The sequence below is a fragment of the Nocardia sp. NPDC003693 genome, from assembly GCF_053981095.1.
On sequence record NZ_JBSFNO010000003.1, the window covers coordinates 111,991 to 128,397 of the forward strand.

The following is a 16,407-nucleotide window of genomic DNA, read 5'->3' on the forward strand; positions in this document are numbered from 1 at the left end:
TACAGCGTCAGAGTAGGGGCGGCGCTGGTTCCGCGCCGACTGCGCAGGGCAGTGCCGGGACCATGCGCCGCCCGCCGTCGGATTGCGGGGCGGCGCGGGCAGGCCGCCTCCGCCGGGCTGGTGCTCTGCGGACGCGCGCAACGCTTTCGGTGCGTAGCCCGTCGCCGGTTACCAGGCGGTGGGCGCGCGGGTCGCGCGGTGTCAGTCCTTCGGGCCGAGTTCGACCACCGTGCCCGGGTGCGCCAGGGAGGCGACGGTGATGCGGCCGCCCTTGGCCTGCTCGATGATCTGGCCCTGCCACGCCACGAAGCAGGAGGCGATCTCGCTGTTGTAGGCGCGGTCCAGGATCGGGGCCAGGGTTTTGGCCAGTTCGCCCTCGGCGGCGATCAGCTGGGCGCGGTAGGGGCCGTAGTAGGGCAGGATCGCTTCCAGGACAACGGCTTCCACGCCCTGCACCTGGGCGATGAGGGGATCGATGAGCGGCTGGTGCTGGGTGATCGCCGGGGAGATCTCGGCCAGCACCGGGCCCACCAGACGCAGGATCGGCTGGTAGACCGAGCCGAGCGCGAACGCCTCCGAGGAAAACGGGCCGGCCAGGGGAGCCAGGCCGATCAAGGACGCCAGACCGCCCTGCTGTTTCGGCGCGGGCCAGCCCAGCGGGCAGGCGGGCTGGGTGTCGACAGGTGCGGTGGCGAACGGATTGGCGGCGGCCAGCGGGGTGCCGGGGTCCGTGGCCGGAACCGAACCGCCGGGGCCGACGGTCAACGGGACCGACGCCGCGGGTCCGCCGCCCGAAGTGAGCGGAACCGAAGCTGCGGGCCCCGCGCCCGCAGTGAGTGGCACTGATGCGGCGGGCCCGGCACCCGGGTTCAACGGGACCGATACGCCCGGGCCCGCACCCGCGCCCGGCGGCACGCTGGCGCCGGGAACGCCGAGTGCGACGCTCTCATTCGGTGCCTGTCCCGGCGGCACGACCGCCGGCACGTCCGCCGGAGCCGGGGCGGAAACCGCACCTTCGGCGGCGGTCGGTGCGGCCGCGACCGGCGCGTTCGCCGCGGTGACCGTGGTCTGCGCGGTGGCGGTCGCGGCGACCGGCCGCTGCTCGTCGTCCAGCACCGTCAGTGCCGTGACGGCGGCCGCGCTGCCGATGACGGTCAGCGCGGCGACGGCGCGGATGGCCGCGGCCACGCCCGGTCGCCGGGTGGTGTCGGCGGAAGTCATCGCCCTGTACTCCTTGATGTCGTGGTGGCCGAACCCGCCGTCGTGCCGGGTTCGTAGAAGCCCTCCAGGTGCCAAACGCCGGTGAAGCCGTTGAACGGCCCGCCGACGATGAGGCTGGTCCACTCGAGGGTGAAGGCTCGGGTGCGCGGGTCGTAGGTGCCGGTCGCCGAGGGGCCCTGGGCGGCGTCTGCGCTCGGGCGGTCGAACCAGCGCTGGGCGACCCAGTCCCAGACGCGTTGCACCTGTTCGGCTCCCGCGACCTGTGCGCCCTGTTTCTCCGGCGGTTTGGGGGCGCCCTGATTGAATTCCTGGTCGTTCCAGGACGCCGCCCAGGCCGAGAGATCGGCGGTGAGCGTGCCGTTGTCGTTGATCACCGTCGGCGGCGGCACCGGCCGCCGGGTCTGCGGGTCCACCGGATTGGTGGAGGTGCCGAATTCCACGGCGAAGAACTTGGTCGGCTTGGTGATCGAGGCGGCCAGCGAATTGCCCTGTGCGAAGGCGGGAATCGGTTCGCTCTGGTAGCCGCCGATCCGCAGCCCGCCCTCGGTGCCGGGCTCGAGCAGCGTGGTGGAACCGCCCTGCGCGGGTGAGTCGCCGTTGGGCATGTACGGGCCGTCGGCGGGGGTGCCGCCGGGCTGGACCATGCGGAACCAGGTGCCGGACACCGAGTCGCCGGCGACCGCGCCCGCGGTGAAGCGCAGTAGGCCCGTCAGCTGTTCGGGACCGCTCGCGGGTGCGCCGGAATCGCTTGCGCCACAGCCGGTCACCGTTACGGTGGCCACTGCCGCGAGCGCGGCGAGGACGCGCCCGGCCCGTCGTCCGAGAATTCTCATGCCGAGGCTCCTCCTGGGGAACCGCCGGGGCGGGAATCGACGCGGGACAGCCGCACGCCCACGGCCGCACCTGCCAGGGCCAGCGCGCCGGGGACCGCGAAACCCCAGCCGAGCACGCGGAACGCGGTGACGCCCAGCGGAGCGGTCGAATCATCGAGCGCGGCAACGGCATCGAAGTTCTCGACGTTGTCGTTCAGGACGCCGACGAGACTCGCGAACCTGGCCGTCATGGGCTGCCAGCGGGCCTCGAGCGCAGCGATGCCCGCGCGGTCCGCGTCGGGATGCGCGGCCGCGAGCGCGCCCGAGTAACGGCTGTTCAGCTCGCCGTCCGCGCCGACGATGGTCACGAAGTAGCCCTGGACCGCGCGCACGCGCTCGTGCGTGAGAATCGGCCGGAAATCCTCGATCAGCGGTTGCGCGGCGGGCGCGGCCTGGAACAGCCCGCCGGTGGCGGGCACCAGCAGCAGGCCCGCTCCGGCGAGCGCGGCCACGCCGTACCAGCCCAGCCCGCGCCGGCCCTGGGCCACGCCGCGCAGGCCGAAGCCGCCCGCCCCGATCAGCACCAGTCCGGGCAGCGCGAGCAGCCACGGCAGAGCGCCGAACGGCGTTGTGTCCGAGAGCTTTCGGTAGTTGTCCCGGTTAGCCTCGATCCGGTCGACCATGCCGGTCAGGTCGGACTCGATGGCCGGGTAGTCCCGCACGAAGGTATCGATGAGCGGAAACCGGCCCGGCTCCTGCCCGGCGGCCCGCAGTGCGAGCAGGTTCGCGCGGGCCTCGCCGAGCACTCGCAGATCGGTGCGGTAGTTCCCCAGGCTGTCCGGGCTCATGTGCGGTTCGAAGGCCGCGATCATGGCCTCGCCCTTGACCGCTCGCGGGAACATGCCGGTGACCAGGGGGACGGTCACGAGCAGCGCCCCGAGCGCTATCAGGGCGAGGAACGGCAGGCGGCTGCCCGCTCGCGGCGGCGCGCTCTCGACGTGCGAGACGTAGTCGGCGTAGGCGGGGAGCCCGGTCGACGGTGGCGCCGCCGTCATCGCCGAATCCGGATGCGGGCCAGACGGTTCGCCCCGAACACGCCGCCGGTGGCGACGACGGCCAGGGCCACGAATCCGGCGATGAGCCACGAATTGCTCTGCTTCGCAGGAAGTTCGGTGACCTGTGCGACGGGGGCGGGGGCGGCCTGCGCGGTCTGCGGTGCGGGCGCGGTGGTGGAGGCCGCCGCGGGCGCGGCGCCTGCCGGAGCCGGTGCGGGAGCGACCGGATCGATGCCGGACTCGGCGGCGGCCGGGGGAGCGGCCTGCGGTGCGGCGGGCGCGAGCGGCGCGGCGGCGGGCGCGGCCTGGGGCAGGGCGCCGCGATACTGCCCGGCCAGATGCCACAGTCCGGTGAAGTTGTTGAACGGCCCGCCCACGATCTGGCTCGTCCACTCGATGACGAAATTGCCTGCCGCGTCGATGCTTCCGTTGATCGGACCGGTCTTGCCGGGCAGTCCGCCGCCGGGCTTGGGCGAACCCTGATTGAAGACCTGGTTGTTCCAGGTGACGCCGAGGCTGCTCAGATCGCCCGTCAGGCGGCCGCCGTCGCTGAACAGCTGCGGCAGCGCCGCACCCGTACCGGTCTGCGGATCGACGGGATTGGTGGCGGTGGCGAAGTCGACGCCGTAGAACCGCACCGGCGTGGTGACCCGGCCCGAGACCGCGTTGCCCGCGCCGTCGAACGCCGCGGCGGGCTGGGGCTGGTAGCCGCCGGTGACGAGGCCACCGTCGCTGCCCGCGGACAGCGGGGTCACCGTCTGATCGCTGCACCGCGAATCGCTGTTCTGCAGGTAGGGTCCGCTCGCGTCGCCGGTGGGCAGGATCATCCGGAAGAAGCTGCCGGTGACCGCGCCGTTGGCGCACACACCGGGCGCGAGGGCGAACAAACCGTTCAGCGGTGCGGGGTCGGCCTGCGCGGGCGGTGCGGCCAGCACCGTCAGCCCGAGCGCGGCGATGCCCGCAGCAAACCGGTACGAATTCTGACCCATGACGTTTTCCCTCGATTGATTCGGTGCTGGTGTGCTCCAACTTCTCGGACAGCACACACATGGCAACTCGAGTCGAGGAAAATGTAAGCGTTTGCGGTCAGTCTGATCGCAATGCGCTATATTCCGGCTTATTCCCGGAAACCCGCGCCGACCTCAGCGGGAGGCCAATTCCGCCCGCGTGGCGGCGAACCATTCCTGTGTTCCGACCAACCCCGCCGCGATGTCCTTGCGCGCGCCGTTGAACCCGTAGAGATTTCCCGCGTAGCGCGTGAGCACCGACCCCTCGTGCTCCTCGACCTCGTCGAGAACGGCCGAATCGTTCAGCAGATAGGCCACATCCGCCACTTCCCCCGGCGACCATTCGGCCCGGCACGCGTCCCAGCCCCGCTCGCGCACCGCGAGCGCCCGCTCCACCAGCACCGCCCGCAACGCCGCCCGATCCGCGTCGTCCGGCACCCGGGTCTTCAGATGCTTCCAACTCACCTTGTCCGCGTCACCCATCCAGACCACCGCCCTTCCACTCGCCCCCTCGCCCAACCTATCCCACCCTCACCTGCGCCGATGGCCCGCCCGCCCCCGCGAGCAACTCCGCCCAGCGCCGCACCACCATCGCGGTGTAGGCGTGCGCGTCGATCCCGTACGCGCCCACCGCATATCCGTCGTTGGCCTCGACCAGCGCCGTCCGCCCGTCGGCCAGCACCCCGAAGTCGATGGCGTACGCGGCCGGAGCGGTCCCGGACGCGCGGTACAGCGCGATCGCTCGCCCGACCACGGCCATGTCAACCGGCACGGCCGCGTCGCCCGAGTAGTGATCCACCCCGGCGATCGCGTCGCCGACCACGTACACCCGATACTCGGACACCCAGCTCACCGCCTCCGCGCACCAGACCCGTTGCCGCCGGCCGACATTGCCGAACCCGGCGACATCGCGCTCGGAGTAGCAGACCGCGCCGGTGAAGCTCTTCCTGCGCTCGGCGGGTTTGACGAACGTCGGTGGCGCGGAACCGATCTCCAGTTCGCGCTCGATCGCGCCCAGGGTGCTCGTCCACACCCTGCGGTGCAGGAACTCGCGCAGGCAGTCGGGATAGTCGTCGGGCACCGGGATCGCCACGCCCAGCTGGCGCAGCGCCCCGTGCACGGCGTCCATGTCACCGGCGAGGAAGGTGTCGGGCCCGAGCGGCAATTGCCGGCGATGCACGCGCTTGATCGTGTAGTGCCGCACCGGGATTCCGAGCCGCTCGAGTCCCACGGTCAGCAGCGCCTCCTCGTGGCGCAGCGGCCCGCGCCCGGCGTACTGCAGATAGGCGATCGTGAACATGATCAGCCCATTGTGCCGACCGTCAGAGGGTGGGGAGGCGGGCGGTGCGGACGAAGAAGTCGTCTATCTGTTTGATGGCCTCCTGGAAGCGGGGGAAATCCACGGGTTTCGTGACGTAGGCGTTCGCGTGCAGGCGGTAGCTGCTGAGCACGTCTTCCTCGGCGGAGGAGGTCGTCAGGACCACCACGGGGATCGTGCACAGGTCGGGGTCGGTCTTGATGCGCTCGAGGATCTGGCGGCCGTTGTATTTCGGGAGGTTGAGGTCGAGCAGGATCAGGTCGGGGCGGGGCGCGGTCGAGTGGGGGTCGGCGCGGTAGAGGAAGTTCAGGGCCTCTTGGCCGTCCCGGGCCACGAAGACCGTGTTGTGCGCCTCGTTCTCACCGAGGGCCTCGAGCGTCATCATCTCGTCGCCGGGATCGTCTTCCACGAGCAGGACGGTGATGGGCTGGCCGAGAAGGTGCACGAACGCTCCTGAAGGGGGTAAGGGGTCCCCGGCTGACGGCGGGGTGTCGTGGAATGCGAGGACGAGCGGTACGCGGCCACGACGGCGGTCACACCCCGCTGGAAAACCGGGCGTGACGAGCGCGGAGCGGCCCGGCGGACCGCGAATGCGGAGCGCCGTGGCGAACGCTGGATGCCTTCCCAATGGTCGGAAATGAACCGTTGCCACCGGGGTCAGGGGTGGAAAAGGGCGAACCGAACATACTGGCCGACAGTTGTTTTCGATTCGAAGCAGATGATAGCCCGGCGCACCCGCGGACGCCGTGCTCAGGGGCACACGGACCGGACATTATGTCCGGATCGGGCGCGGCGGGACGGTTGTCACCGTGTTGTGACCGTGGACCGGGGTAGTGCGAAAGGACAGGACAACGACGCACGGGAGGTTGGTATGTCCTATGACAGTGACGCACTGCTGAAGGTGCTGGCTCGTTTCGCGCGCCTGCTGCCCACCGAGTACGACGTGCCCACGGCCCTCGACGAGCTGGTCGACGGCGTGGCCACGGTGCTCGATCTCGCCGGCGCGGGGGTCTCGCTCAACACCGACGGCCAGCTGCGGTTCGTGACCGCGCCCAACGAGGCGATCGCCGCGATAGAACGCTGCCAGGAAGCCACCCGCGAGGGTCCCTGCATGGAAGCCTTCGAATCGGGCGTACCGGTCCCCGTCGCGGATCTGACCGCGCATATGGACAGGTGGCCGAACTACACGACCGTCGCCGCGGAGCACGGGATAGTGTCCGCGATGGGCATTCCCATGCACCTGGGCGAACCGGTCGGCGTGGTCAACCTGTACGACGTCACCCGGCGGGAATGGAAACCCGCCGAGATCGAGGCGGCCCGGGTGCTGGCCGACATTGCCACCGGCTACGTCGTCAACGCTGACAAGCGCCGCCAGCAGCAGCAACTGATGGAACAGCTGCAGCACGCGCTCAAATCGCGCGTGGTGATCGAGCAGGCCAAGGGCGTCATCGCCACGACCAACGACATCACCACCGACGAGGCATTCGAGACCATCCGGCGCTACGCCCGGCAGAAACAGCTGCGCCTGCACGCGGTCGCGGCGGCCATCGTGGACGCGGGTCTGCGGCTATGAGTCCCGGCCCCGCGCGTCGGCGGTCGTGCCGGTCAGCTGTTCGAACGCACCGGCGATGTGCGTGATGCGCGATTCCTCGAGCTCCGGCCGCGGGTAGGTCGAGCGGAAGATGGCCTCGCCGTCGAACATGTGAATCAGCGAGGTGGCCAGCAGCCGGGCCATATCCGCGGGCAGCGTGGGCGACAGCGCGGCCACGGCCAGCTCCTCGACCTCGTCCAGCAGCGCCCGCGCCACCGGCTCGAGACGTTCGCGCAGATCGGCTTCGGTGCGCGCCGCCACCAGCAGTTCGAACCACACCGCGTTCGTTCGATGCCGGATCTGCCCGCGCACCCGCATCATGAGTTCCACCAGATCGATCGGCCCGGTGCGGTTCTCGGGCCGGATCACCTCGGCCGCGCTGCGAATGTGCCGGTGCCGCACCTCGTTCGCCGCGGCCACCACCAGATCGGTGCGGGAATCGAAGTGCCGGAAGATCGCGCCCTTGGAGATGCCGGCGCGCTTGCTGATCTCACCGAGCGAGGCCCCGTGATAGCCGACCTCGCCGATGGCCTCGATGGTGGCCTCGACCAGCGCGGCGATGGTCGCCGCGCTGCGTTCGGCCTGGGTGCGACGTCCCATCGTCGCCGTCATCGGCCTCCCGCCCGCAGGAAGCGGCCGGTGCGGCGGGTGCCCAGCGCGGGCGCCGCCACGCCGTCGCCGAACACGTATTCGCCGCCGATGAAGACCGCCGAGACGGTGGCGTCGTTGCGATTGACCATGCGGGACAGATTGTCATACGCGGGAATGATGTCCTCGGCGTAGTCCTCCAGGCTCTCGTCCAGGTGCGCGGGATCGATGACGATCAGATCCGCACGGTCGCCCTCGCGCAGGCGCCCCGCCTCGATGCCGTACCAGTCCGCGAGTTCGCCGGTCATGCGGTGCACCGCGTGCTCGAGCGAGATGATCGGCCGCCCGGCCTGTTCCGCGCGATGGATCCGGCGCAGGAACCGGAGCCCGAAGTTGTAGAACGCCATGTTGCGCAGGTGCGCTCCGGCGTCCGAGAAGCCCAGCTGCACACCGGGATCCGCGCTGTAGCGATCGAGGATCTCGGGCCGGTGATTGGAAATCGTGGTGCGCCAGCGCAGTTTGGTGCCGTACTCCACGACCAGGTCCAGGAACGCGTCGACCGGATGCAGCCCGCCGCGATCCAGACCCACCTGCCCGAAGGTCTTGCCGATGACCGCGCTGTCCGGGCAGTCCACGATCTCGGCGTCGAAGAAGTCCCGATGCCACACCCGCATCCCGAACTTGGCGTCGTATTCGCGGCGGAATCGGCGCCGGTACGCCTCGTCGCGCAGCAGCGCGTTGCGCTCCACCTGATCGGCCAGGTGCAGGGCGGCCGCGCCCGCCCCGAACTCCTCGAAGATGACCAGATCGATGCCGTCGGCGTACACCTCGAACGGCACCGGCAGATGCTGCCAGCGGAAGTCCCCGCCCAGCCGGTTCAGCAGGCGCGCCAGCGGACCCATGATGTAGACCAGGTACGGATTGGCCTTGAGGTCGGCCGCGGACAGCAGGGTGGTCTTGAGCTTGGGCCGGAACAGCCCCAGCGTGCTCAGCGTCATGGCCGCGATGCTGCGCGGCGAGGCGATGTCCGGACCGGCCTGCAGCACCCGATCACGCTGGCGCAGAATGCGATTGAGCCGACGCCGCTCCCGGGCGCCGGCGTAGGTCGAGGGCAGGGTGCGCGAGCGCGCGACGTCGCCGTCGAGCCTGTCGAACAGCAGCTGTTGCGCGGACATGCCCACGAAGCCGGCGTCGAGCGCCTCGCACAGCGCGCCTTCCATGGCCGCGAGTTCCGCGGCGCTGGGCCGCACGCGTTTGCGGGTGGCGCGGTCCAGTCCCATCAGCGCGGTGCGGATGTCCGAATGTCCGAGCATGGCGGCCACATTCGGCCCCAGCGGCAGTTCTTCGAGGGCCTCGACGTATTCGTGCGCGGTGCGCCAGGTCTTGTCCGCGACCGCCGAGATGACGTGCTGGCGCGGGATCGCCTCGACCCGGCCGAACAGGTCGCCCGCGTCGGTGGCCTCCACGTGCACGGTCGAGAGCGAACAGGAGCCGAGCATGATCGTGGTGATGCCGTGCCGCACCGACTCCGCCAGCGCCGGCGCGCGCAGCACCTCCACGTCGTAATGCGTGTGGATGTCGATCATTCCGGGCGTCACCCACTTGCCGGTGGCGTCGATGACGTGCGGGCACCCGGTCTCGTCGAGCGGTTCCGCCGAGACCGTGGCGACGCGATCCCCGCGCAGTCCCAGGTGGCGAAGTGCGGAGGGCGCGCCGGTGCCGTCGAACCAGCGGGCGCCTTTGATGATCGTGTCGTAGGTCACACGAACATTGCAACCGATCGGTCACTAACTGTCAATACGCAAAAGCACCAAACGTTTCGGGCAGTGTGCCCGGCGGCGTACGGGATTCAGGATCGGGCTGATCGCAACCATACGTTCGGGCCGGTGCCCGGACTTACGGTGTCCGCACACTTCTTCTCGGGTGAGGACACCGTCCATGACACTGCAATTGGAGCCCCTCGCTCCTGCCGTCGCCCCGGTTCCGGTCGAGGCCGCCACCCCGGAATCGGGGAACCGGATCCGCCGCGTCATCGGCACGGCGCGCAAAGCCTCCGGGTTGGTGCTGGTCCTGGTCCTGTGGCAGCTGGGCGCGCGGGGCTGGCTCGGCCCCACGACCCCGGCGCCCTCGGAGGTCATCGAGGCGGGCTGGGAACTGATTCGCACCGGCGAGCTGTGGCGGCACCTGGCTGCGTCCTCGCAGCGGGTCGCGATCGGCCTGAGCATCGGCATCTCGATCGGCCTCGTACTGGGCGCGGCGGCCGGATTGTTCCGCGCCGCCGAGGATCTCGTCAACGGACCTTTGCAGGCGCTGCGCATGCTGCCCACCCTGGCGCTGGTTCCGGTGTTCATCATCTGGTTCGGCATCGGCGATCCGTTCAAGATCGCGCTGATCATCGTGGCGCCGGTGTTCCCGATCTACCTGAACGTGCTCGCGGGCATCCGCGGGGTGGACCGTCGCCTGGTCGAGGCCGCGGAATCGCTGGGCCTCAATCGATTCGAGCTGACCACCAAGATCATCCTGCCCGGTGCGCTGCCGCAGATCCTGGTCGGACTGCGCCAGGCCCTCGGCATCGGCTGGCTCACCCTGGTGGTCGCGGAGATGCAGACCACCCCGGTCGGGCTCGGCTTCCTCATGAACGACGCCAAGGAGTTCCTGCGCACCGACCAGATCTTCCTGGTGCTCGTCATCTACGCGGTGCTCGGCCTGCTGACCGACACCTTCGTGCGCCTGCTGGAACGCCGATTCCTGTCCTGGCGCACCGGATTCGAAGGACAGTGATGACCACGACCATCGGCGCCGGCGTCCGCATTCGCGGCGCGGCCCGCAGTTTCGGCGGGCGCACCGTCCTGCGCGACGTCGACCTCGACATCGCCCCGGGCGAATTCGTGGCGCTGCTGGGCGCCAGCGGCTCGGGCAAGAGCACCCTGCTGCGCGGACTCGGCGGCCTCGATCGCGGCTTCACCGGGGTGTTCGAAGCCCCGAAGACCAAGGCCATCGTCTTCCAGGAGCACCGGCTCATTCCGTGGATGACCGTGTGGCGCAACGTCACCCTCGGGGTGGACCGCGGCTCCAAAGGACAGGCGCTCGCCGCATTGGAAGAGGTCGGGCTCGCCGCCAAAGCCGATGTCTGGCCCTCGACGCTGTCCGGCGGCGAGGCGCAGCGGGTCGCGCTGGCCCGCGCCCTGGTACGCAATCCCGAACTGCTGCTGCTCGACGAGCCCTTCGGCGCGCTCGACGCCCTGACCCGCCTCAAGGCCCAGGCCCTGGTGGCCCGGCTCTGGACCCAGCACCGGCAATCGGTGCTGCTGGTCACCCACGACGTGGAAGAGGCGCTGCTGCTGGCCGATCGCGCCCTCGTCCTGCGCGACGGAGCCATCGCCGAATCCTTCGACATCACCGTGGCCCGCCCGCGCTCGGTGGTCCATCCCGAATTCTCCGCACTACGCCGCCGGCTGCTCATCGCGCTCGGCGTGAACCCCGATGCACCGACAGGAGCGGACCTATGACCGACACTTGGCAGATCAGCACGGATGTCCTGGTTATCGGCGGTGGCCCCGCCGCCTGCTGGGCCGCGATCCACGCCCGCGAGAGCGGTGCGGAGGTGATCCTGGTCGACAAGGGCTACACCGGAACCAGCGGCGCCACAGCGCCTTCGGGCACCGGCGTCTGGTACGTCGCCCCCGAGGCCACCGCGCGCGCGAACGCCAAGGCCAGCCGCGAGACACTGGGCGGGCACCTGGCCGACCACTACTGGATGGACCGGGTCCTGGACCAGACCTACGCCAATATGAATCGCCTTGCGGTGGAGGGCCGGTACCCGTTCCCGGTCGACCCGAACACCGGCGAGTCGATGCGCACCGGCGTCCAGGGCCCGGAGTACATGCGCCGGATGCGCGCCTGGGTCAAGCGCGCCGGGGTCGAAATCCTCGATCACTCACCGGCGCTGGAACTGCTGGTCGACGGTGACGGCGTGGTGCGTGGCGCGGCCGGGTACCAGCGCCAGCTCGACCGGGACTACCGCATCGCGGCGGGCGCGGTCGTGCTCGCCACCGGCGGCTGCGCGTTCCTGTCTCGGGCGCTGGGCACCAACGTGAACACCGGCGACGGCGCGCTCATGGCAGCCGAGGTGGGCGCGCGGTTCTCGGGCATGGAGTTCTCCAACGCCTACGCCATCGTGCCCAAGGGCTCGACCGTCACCAAGACCGCCTACTACGGCTACGCCACCTTCTTCCACGAGAACGGCGACGTGCTCGAGGGCGCGGGCTCGACCAAGGGACGTTCGGTCATCGCGCGAACCCTGCTGTCGGAGAAGGTGTTCGCGCAGCTCGACCGCGCCGACGCCACCGTGCAGGCGCAGATGCGGGTGGGTCAGCCCAACTTCTTCCTGCAGTTCGACCGGCGCGGGATCGACCCGTTCACCGATCGCTTCGAGGTGGACCTGCTCGCCGAGGGCACCGTGCGCGGCACCGGCGGCATCGACGTCGTCGACGATCTGTGCGCGACCTCGGTGCCCGGGCTCTACGCCGCCGGGGACGCGGCGACCCGCGAACGCATCTGCGGCGGCTTCACCGGCGGCGGCAGCCACAACTCGGCCTGGGCGATGTCCTCGGGCAGCTGGGCGGGACAAGGCGCGGCCGGATTCGCCCTGAGCGCACCGCGTCCCGATCACGCCGCGCTCACCGGTGCGGGGCGCACCGGCCTGGAGTCGGACGCGGGGGAGTCCGTCACCGCGGAGGAGGTGGTGGCCGCCGCGCAGCACGAGCTGATCCCCTTCGAGAAGAACTACCTGCGCCACGGCGACCGCATTCGCCCGGCCCTGGACGCGCTCGACGGCCTCTGGGCCCGCGCCCAGACGCTGGGCGGGGCGACCGGCGACGAGCGGGTGCGCAATCGCCAGGCCGCCGCCATCACCGCGGTCGGGCGGCTCATGTACGAATCGACGTTGGCCCGCAAGGAAACTCGCGGTATGAGCAAGCGCGCGGATCATCCGGACCTGGATCCTGGCCAGCACCATCACATCCTGTCCGGCGGACTCGACCGGGTGTGGACCGCGACCACCGCGGCCGCCACCACCGGATTGGCGGTGGCCTCGTGATCGAGCTCGTGCGCGCGGACGACTGCATCGCCTGCGACAAATGCGTCGATGTCTGCCCGACCAACGTGTTCGACCGGACCGAGAGCGGAATACCGCTCATCGCACGGCAATCGGACTGCCAGACCTGCTTCATGTGCGAGGCGTACTGCCCGACCGACGCCCTCTACGTGGACCCGAACGTCACCCCGCTGCCCGACCCCACGCTGATTCCGCAGGACCACATCGGCCGCTACCGCAAGGAAATCGGCTGGGGCCGGGGTCGCAAGCCCGGCAGCCTCATCGCCGTCGGCCCCCGCCTGCCCCACGGCGCGCCACCCCCGCGCCTGTCCGAACTCTGATCTCCCGAAAGCTCTTCATGTCCAAGCTCAAACGTGTTCTGCCCGCCGCCGTCGCCGCGCTCGCGCTGGTGCTGTCCGCCTGCTCCGGCGGCGACGACGGGTCGGCGACCCGTACCAAGATCGAGACCCTGCGCATCGGCGTCATCGGCTCCGGCAACGTGCTGACCGGCCCGCTCGGTTTCGCCCATCAGCGCGGGGCGCTGCTGCCCGCGCTGGCGCCGCTGGGCGCGGAGAAGATCGAGGTGTTCAGCTTCCCGAACGGTCCGGACCTGAATCAGGCGCTGGTCGGCGGGCGGCTCGATGTCGCCACCTACGGCGATACCCCGGCGCTGGTGGCACGCGGCAGCGGGTTGCAGACGCGGCTGCTGTCCATCGCCGCGGTCGGGTACAACGCCGGTGTGGTGGCCAAGGATCCGGCCATCCGCACGCTGAAGGATCTGGCGGGCAAGAAGGTCGGGGTGCAGTCCGGCTCGTACATCGACCGGTATCTGCAGGGTGCGCTGAAGGCCGAGGGCGTGGCGGCCGCGCAGCTGATCCACCTGCTGTCCACCGATGCCGAGGCGCCGCTGACCAGCGGTGAGATCGACGCGGTCGCGCTGCCCGATACGAATCCGAACTCCTACTTCCGGGCGTTCCTGGCCAAGGGCTTCCATCAGGTCGATTCCATCGCGAACAATCACCCGGCCCTGGCCGGCACCAGTTCGTCGGTGAGCAGCCAGCCGTTCCTGGATACCAACCCGGACTTCGGCGGCACCTGGCAGCGGGTGCTGTCGGAGGCGAACAAGTATGCCCAGGAGCACTGGGAGGACTACGTGAACTACGAAGTCTCCCAGTCGAAGTTGCCCGAGGCCGTGGTACGCGCCGCCGCGCAGCGGGACTACTTCCCGCAGGAGAGCTTCTCCGAGCGCGGTGTCACCCTGCTGACCGGGACCAAGCAGTTCCTGGTGGAGCAGAAGAAGATTCGCGAGGACTTCGACCTGCAAGCGTGGTTCTACCGCCCGGAGCAGACCGCGAAGGGCTGAGTTCGCCGGACCCGAGATCACGAACCCGCGTGACGTTCGCCGTCACGCGGGTTCGTCGTACTGTGCCGCGAGCGCCGCCGCGCGATCGCGCAGGGTGGTGCGCAACCATCGCGGGGACAGCGCTTCGGCGTTGCCCGCGAGCTGCCACACCGCCCATTCGGCGTGCCTCGGGTCCTGGAAGGTGACCGTGAGCAGCAGCCGGCCGTCGGGTTCGGTCTCCTCGGCGAGCACGGCCAGCGCGGTGCCGACCAGTTCCTCGCGCCGGGCCGGATTCACCCGCAGGCGCACGGTCACCTGATCGCCGCCGGTGCGGAACTTGGTGCCGTGCTCGCGCCAGGCCCGGTCGAGGTCGACGCGGTCGGGGCGCTGCGCGGGTTCGTCGAGTTCCTCGGCGTCCAGGATGCGGGAGAGCCGGTAGGTGCGTTCCGCGCCGCCGCGCATGGCCAGCAGATAGCCGTTGCCGCGCGCGGTGACCAGGCCGATCGGGTCCACCGTGCGCCAGCGGGCCTCCTGGTCGATCGCGGTGTAGTGAATACGCAGCTTGTGCCCGGCCAGGACCGCCCGCCGCACCGCGGTCGCGACGGGGTCGGGCAGTTCCCGCGGCTCGACCGTGCGGGAGAACAGATCGACTTCCGGATCGATCAGCAGGCGCTCGGCGGCGTCGGCGGCGGTGGTGCGATAGCTCTCCGGCAGCGCGTCCACCACCTTGCGCATGGCCGAGGCCAGGGGTGAGGCGAGGCCGAAAGCCTGTGCGCCACGCCGGGATCCGGCCACCAGCAGGGCCAGCGCCTCGTCGTGATTGAGTCCGGTCAGCTCGGTCTGGAAGCCCGGCAGCAGGGCGAAACCACCGAGTCGCCCGCGTTCGGCGTAGACGGGCACGCCCGCCGCGGACAGCGCGTCGATATCGCGCAGCACCGTCCGGGTGGACACCTCGAGCTCGCGGGCGAGGTCGGGCGCGGACATGCGACCGCGCCGGCGCAGCAGCAGCACCAGCGACACCAATCGATCCGCGCGCATGGGAAAAATCCTGTCATAAATACATGACACAAGGTGTCGTGATTCGCTGACAGGGTTGTTCTCATGACCGAGAACAAGACCGCCAAAGACCCCCACGAGCTCGCCAGCCTCTTCATCGAACTCGGCAACGCCGGCGACGTGGACGGGCTCGTCGCCCTCTACGAACCCACCGCCGTGCTCGCCTTCCCGCCCGGCAGCGTGGCCACCGGGCACGCGGAGATCCGCAAGGTCTACGAGGGTTTCGTCGCCCACGCGCCGACCCTGATCCCGGGCCGTCAGCACCCCACGCTGGTGAGCGAGGACGTGGCCCTGACCGCGACCACCCTGACCACCGGGGAGATCGCCGTGGAGATCGCCCGCCGCCAGGCCGACGGGACCTGGCGCTACGCCGTGGATCAGCCGGTGCTGCTGCCGTAGGCGGGTGGCGGTGAGCTCGGTTCGACCGGGCTCACCGCCGGTGACTCCGGGTCGCGGGCGATCACACCGGTCGCCCGCTGACCCTCCGATCGACGAGCGCCACACACTCTCGCCCTGCGAACAACCCTGGCGCGCCTGAGCGGCGCGCCACCGACCACCCGGGGTACGCCATGACACGAATAACGACAATCGGTGTCTACGGCTTCACCGCCGAGACCTTCCTCGACACACTCACCGCCGCGGGCGTGACGCTGCTGCTCGACCTGCGCCAGCGCCGGGGCGTCCGCGGCCCCGACTACAGCTGGGCGAACTCCCTGCGACTCCAAAGCGCCCTCGCCGCAACCGGTATCGGCTATCGCCACGTCCGGAACCTCGCTCCGACCACCGAACTGCGCCACCTGCAATACCGCGAGGACGACCGCCGCGGTGTCGGCAAGCGGAACCGCGTCGCCCTGGCACCCGAATACGCTGACCGCTACACCCGGGAAATCCTGACCCCGTTCGACCTCGACACCCTCGTCGCCGAACTCCCCGCCACCGCGTCGGTGGCCCTCTTCTGCGTCGAACGCGATGCCGAAGCGTGCCATCGCTCCCTCGTGGCCGCACGACTGCGCGCCGAGACCGGGATGCGGATCACTGACCTGCACCCGCTGTCGGCCTGAAAGACACCGCGCCGCAACGGGAGTCGAGACGCATACGGGGGGATTCGACCGGAGAGCCACGGTTCGCACAAATCCTGACGCAGTGATCTCGGCTCCGCAGGGAAAACCGGCGGTCTGTGCAGTCACGTACCGACCCGGCCGAGGCTGCCCTGAACATGCTGACCCGCACCGGCATCCACGAGATGTTCGCCTCGTCGAGGACTCTGCTGTCCATCGGACGATGACCGTCGCGCTGACGATTGCGGTGTGGGATCGACCCGA

18 protein-coding genes are annotated in these 16,407 nt (G+C 70.1%); 8 read left to right on the forward strand and 10 right to left on the reverse strand.

All coding sequences use genetic code 11. From position 1 onward, the window contains the following. Nucleotides 1-201: 201 nt before the first annotated feature. From ACWDOP_RS05955 to ACWDOP_RS05985, 7 genes are all read right to left on the reverse strand, one after another. Entirely contained in the window at nt 202-1,221 is a 1,020-nt protein-coding gene (locus ACWDOP_RS05955; protein ID WP_456344146.1) for a hypothetical protein, read from the reverse strand. Next, a complete protein-coding gene (locus ACWDOP_RS05960; protein WP_456344147.1) occupies nt 1,218-2,054 on the reverse strand; it encodes a hypothetical protein in 837 nt (278 codons plus the stop codon). The genes ACWDOP_RS05955 and ACWDOP_RS05960 overlap by 4 nt, the downstream gene beginning before the upstream one ends. Then, on the reverse strand, nt 2,051-3,088 hold the full coding sequence (locus ACWDOP_RS05965; RefSeq protein ID WP_456344148.1) for a hypothetical protein: 1,038 nt from the start codon (nt 3,086-3,088) through the stop codon (nt 2,051-2,053). The genes ACWDOP_RS05960 and ACWDOP_RS05965 overlap by 4 nt, the downstream gene beginning before the upstream one ends. Beyond that, complete coding sequence (locus ACWDOP_RS05970) at nt 3,085-4,077, reverse strand: hypothetical protein (protein ID WP_456344149.1); 993 nt, start codon at nt 4,075-4,077, stop codon at nt 3,085-3,087. Before ACWDOP_RS05970 ends, ACWDOP_RS05965 begins: the two co-directional genes overlap by 4 nt. A gap of 153 nt (nt 4,078-4,230) precedes the next feature. Continuing rightward, complete coding sequence (locus ACWDOP_RS05975; RefSeq protein ID WP_456344150.1) at nt 4,231-4,578, reverse strand: hypothetical protein; 348 nt, start codon at nt 4,576-4,578, stop codon at nt 4,231-4,233. Between the two features lie 37 nt (nt 4,579-4,615). Next, nucleotides 4,616-5,395 carry an ATP-grasp domain-containing protein gene (locus ACWDOP_RS05980; RefSeq protein WP_456344151.1) on the reverse strand — a complete coding sequence of 260 codons (780 nt, stop codon included), beginning with the start codon at nt 5,393-5,395 and terminating at the stop codon, nt 4,616-4,618. Nucleotides 5,396-5,417: 22 nt separating this feature from the next. After that, nucleotides 5,418-5,858 (reverse strand): response regulator, encoded by a 441-nt coding sequence (locus ACWDOP_RS05985; protein ID WP_454204332.1) that lies wholly within the window; start codon nt 5,856-5,858, stop codon nt 5,418-5,420. Between the two features lie 426 nt (nt 5,859-6,284). Here ACWDOP_RS05985 and ACWDOP_RS05990 point away from each other — a divergent pair, with 426 nt between their 5' ends. Next, on the forward strand, nt 6,285-6,986 hold the full coding sequence (locus tag ACWDOP_RS05990; RefSeq protein ID WP_456344152.1) for a GAF and ANTAR domain-containing protein: 702 nt from the start codon (nt 6,285-6,287) through the stop codon (nt 6,984-6,986). Here the strand turns inward: ACWDOP_RS05990 and ACWDOP_RS05995 are convergent. Together ACWDOP_RS05995 and ACWDOP_RS06000 are read right to left on the reverse strand one after the other, a co-directional pair. Further along, entirely contained in the window at nt 6,981-7,604 is a 624-nt protein-coding gene (locus ACWDOP_RS05995; protein ID WP_456344153.1) for a TetR/AcrR family transcriptional regulator, read from the reverse strand. The two genes, ACWDOP_RS05990 and ACWDOP_RS05995, sit on opposite strands and share 6 nt — an antisense overlap. Before the next feature lie 8 nt (nt 7,605-7,612). After that, nucleotides 7,613-9,355: an N-acyl-D-amino-acid deacylase family protein gene (locus tag ACWDOP_RS06000; RefSeq protein WP_456344154.1), complete on the reverse strand. Its 1,743-nt coding sequence runs from the start codon at nt 9,353-9,355 to the stop codon at nt 7,613-7,615. A gap of 175 nt (nt 9,356-9,530) precedes the next feature. Here ACWDOP_RS06000 and ACWDOP_RS06005 point away from each other — a divergent pair, with 175 nt between their 5' ends. Genes ACWDOP_RS06005 through ACWDOP_RS06025 form a run of 5 tightly spaced genes read left to right on the forward strand, consistent with a single transcriptional unit; the run spans nt 9,531 to nt 14,050 of the window. Next, on the forward strand, nt 9,531-10,373 hold the full coding sequence (locus tag ACWDOP_RS06005; RefSeq protein ID WP_456344155.1) for an ABC transporter permease: 843 nt from the start codon (nt 9,531-9,533) through the stop codon (nt 10,371-10,373). Further along, nucleotides 10,373-11,101 (forward strand): ABC transporter ATP-binding protein, encoded by a 729-nt coding sequence (locus tag ACWDOP_RS06010; RefSeq protein WP_454204337.1) that lies wholly within the window; start codon nt 10,373-10,375, stop codon nt 11,099-11,101. Before ACWDOP_RS06005 ends, ACWDOP_RS06010 begins: the two co-directional genes overlap by 1 nt. Beyond that, nucleotides 11,098-12,690, forward strand: coding sequence for an FAD-binding protein (locus ACWDOP_RS06015; protein ID WP_456344156.1), 1,593 nt, complete (start codon nt 11,098-11,100; stop codon nt 12,688-12,690). The genes ACWDOP_RS06010 and ACWDOP_RS06015 overlap by 4 nt, the downstream gene beginning before the upstream one ends. Further along, the gene (locus ACWDOP_RS06020; protein ID WP_454204339.1) at nt 12,687-13,028 is read left to right on the forward strand and encodes a 4Fe-4S binding protein; all 342 of its coding nucleotides are present in this window, start codon (nt 12,687-12,689) and stop codon (nt 13,026-13,028) included. The genes ACWDOP_RS06015 and ACWDOP_RS06020 overlap by 4 nt, the downstream gene beginning before the upstream one ends. Nucleotides 13,029-13,045: 17 nt before the next feature. Next, on the forward strand, nt 13,046-14,050 hold the full coding sequence (locus ACWDOP_RS06025) for an ABC transporter substrate-binding protein (RefSeq protein ID WP_456344157.1): 1,005 nt from the start codon (nt 13,046-13,048) through the stop codon (nt 14,048-14,050). A gap of 42 nt (nt 14,051-14,092) precedes the next feature. Here ACWDOP_RS06025 and ACWDOP_RS06030 read toward each other — a convergent pair whose 3' ends face one another. Beyond that, on the reverse strand, nt 14,093-15,067 hold the full coding sequence (locus ACWDOP_RS06030; protein ID WP_456344158.1) for a helix-turn-helix transcriptional regulator: 975 nt from the start codon (nt 15,065-15,067) through the stop codon (nt 14,093-14,095). A gap of 63 nt (nt 15,068-15,130) precedes the next feature. On the opposite strand from ACWDOP_RS06030, the gene ACWDOP_RS06035 reads away from it, so the two are divergent. Both ACWDOP_RS06035 and ACWDOP_RS06040 read left to right on the forward strand, forming a co-directional pair. Further along, a complete protein-coding gene (locus tag ACWDOP_RS06035) occupies nt 15,131-15,484 on the forward strand; it encodes a YybH family protein (protein WP_456344159.1) in 354 nt (117 codons plus the stop codon). A gap of 170 nt (nt 15,485-15,654) precedes the next feature. Beyond that, a complete protein-coding gene (locus ACWDOP_RS06040) occupies nt 15,655-16,146 on the forward strand; it encodes a DUF488 domain-containing protein (protein ID WP_456344160.1) in 492 nt (163 codons plus the stop codon). Nucleotides 16,147-16,407 lie beyond the last annotated feature (261 nt).

Coding starts and splice junctions, on each gene's coding strand:
- ACWDOP_RS05955 (WP_456344146.1), bottom strand. CDS start 1,221: ATGACTTCCGCCGACACCACCCGGCGACCGGGCGTGGCCGCGGCCATC.
- ACWDOP_RS05960 (WP_456344147.1), bottom strand. CDS start 2,054: ATGAGAATTCTCGGACGACGGGCCGGGCGCGTCCTCGCCGCGCTCGCG.
- ACWDOP_RS05965 (WP_456344148.1), bottom strand. CDS start 3,088: ATGACGGCGGCGCCACCGTCGACCGGGCTCCCCGCCTACGCCGACTAC.
- ACWDOP_RS05970 (WP_456344149.1), bottom strand. CDS start 4,077: ATGGGTCAGAATTCGTACCGGTTTGCTGCGGGCATCGCCGCGCTCGGG.
- ACWDOP_RS05975 (WP_456344150.1), bottom strand. CDS start 4,578: ATGGGTGACGCGGACAAGGTGAGTTGGAAGCATCTGAAGACCCGGGTG.
- ACWDOP_RS05980 (WP_456344151.1), bottom strand. CDS start 5,395: ATGTTCACGATCGCCTATCTGCAGTACGCCGGGCGCGGGCCGCTGCGC.
- ACWDOP_RS05990 (WP_456344152.1), top strand. CDS start 6,285: ATGTCCTATGACAGTGACGCACTGCTGAAGGTGCTGGCTCGTTTCGCG.
- ACWDOP_RS05995 (WP_456344153.1), bottom strand. CDS start 7,604: ATGGGACGTCGCACCCAGGCCGAACGCAGCGCGGCGACCATCGCCGCG.
- ACWDOP_RS06005 (WP_456344155.1), top strand. CDS start 9,531: ATGACACTGCAATTGGAGCCCCTCGCTCCTGCCGTCGCCCCGGTTCCG.
- ACWDOP_RS06010 (WP_454204337.1), top strand. CDS start 10,373: ATGACCACGACCATCGGCGCCGGCGTCCGCATTCGCGGCGCGGCCCGC.
- ACWDOP_RS06015 (WP_456344156.1), top strand. CDS start 11,098: ATGACCGACACTTGGCAGATCAGCACGGATGTCCTGGTTATCGGCGGT.
- ACWDOP_RS06025 (WP_456344157.1), top strand. CDS start 13,046: ATGTCCAAGCTCAAACGTGTTCTGCCCGCCGCCGTCGCCGCGCTCGCG.
- ACWDOP_RS06030 (WP_456344158.1), bottom strand. CDS start 15,067: ATGCGCGCGGATCGATTGGTGTCGCTGGTGCTGCTGCTGCGCCGGCGC.
- ACWDOP_RS06035 (WP_456344159.1), top strand. CDS start 15,131: ATGACCGAGAACAAGACCGCCAAAGACCCCCACGAGCTCGCCAGCCTC.
- ACWDOP_RS06040 (WP_456344160.1), top strand. CDS start 15,655: ATGACACGAATAACGACAATCGGTGTCTACGGCTTCACCGCCGAGACC.